This window comes from Rathayibacter tritici (assembly GCF_002932875.1).
In the GTDB taxonomy this organism is placed as follows: Bacteria; Actinomycetota; Actinomycetes; order Actinomycetales; family Microbacteriaceae; genus Rathayibacter; species Rathayibacter tritici.
On sequence record NZ_PSWS01000086.1, the window covers coordinates 1 to 1,122 of the forward strand.

Here is a 1,122-nt window from a genome sequence, read left to right on the forward strand (position 1 = left end):
GGCGTAGGAACCTCCATCATCGGAAGACCTCGACCCCACTCCCGGCCACGACGCGCCGACCCCACACTCGTACGGCTACACCCTCAACTGCGAAGAGCCGGTTATGCCCCACAATTCGGCATAAGACGAACTCTCGCGCACGAAGTACCGCCACCCCTGATCCTCGAAGTACTCCCGCATCGGATCCAGATCAGCAAGAGACCCGTTCGCGCCCTCAGGGGTGATGATCCGGCCGCCTCGCACGTAGTAGGTGTTCTCGCCGGTGCCACCCGGAAGACCACCCCCGACACCGCCGTTGTACCCCTCCTCGGGCAGCGTCTCCCCGCCGTTCCACCTCCACACACCGTCACTGATCCGCAACTGCGCATCCCGCAACAACTCCTGCGCATGCACGTAATGCTGCGCATTCAGCTCAAACTCCTGCTCCAACGTCAGACCCGCCACTTCCGCCCGCGTCATCCCCGCCGCATCCCGCCGCTGTGTCATCATGCCCGGCGAACACGCCGACAAAACGACAACGGCCACGAGAACGCCAGTGATCCTCGCAAGAGCTTTCCGAGAGGTCATTGGCGACCCAGCGGACGGATCGGGTTATCCCAGCGCGGAAACGGGACGTACACGCCCGGAAGCGACTCCTCGAGGAACGGATCGTAATCCCGAGACGCGACAGCCTCGAACAACGCATGGGCATCATTCGTCCAGAACAGTTCGCTGTAGACTTGGATCGAGTACTGACCACTGGTCTGAATGAAATAGTTGACCCGATAACCGTCGCCGGTGATTCCCCACAGATCAGCACTCCACGACGTCTCGCGGATAAAATACTCCCAACCGCGCTCCTCGAAATACGCCACCATCGGATCCAGATCCGCCCTCTCCCCATGAGCGCCCGACGGCTTGATGATTCGAGCGCCCTGGACGTAGTAACTGTTCTCACCGGTCCCACCCGGCAGACCACCCCCGACACCACCGTTGAACCCCTCCTCAGGCAGCGTCTCCCCACCATTCCACCTCCACACACCGTCACTGATCCGCAACTGCGCATCCCGCAACACCTCGTTCATATGCACATAGTGCTGCGCATTCAGCTCGAACTCCTGCTCCAACGTCAAACCCGCCACC

2 protein-coding genes are annotated in these 1,122 nt (G+C 61.4%); both read right to left on the reverse strand.

The features are described 5' to 3' along the window. Positions 1-75 precede the first annotated feature (75 nt). The gene (locus C5D07_RS15540; RefSeq protein ID WP_146079799.1) at positions 76-525 is read right to left on the reverse strand and encodes a hypothetical protein; all 450 of its coding nucleotides are present in this window, start codon (positions 523-525) and stop codon (positions 76-78) included. 38 nt (positions 526-563) lie between these two features. Then, on the reverse strand, positions 564-1,122 hold a 559-nt coding region (locus C5D07_RS15880), incomplete at its 5' end, for a hypothetical protein (RefSeq protein ID WP_170063568.1).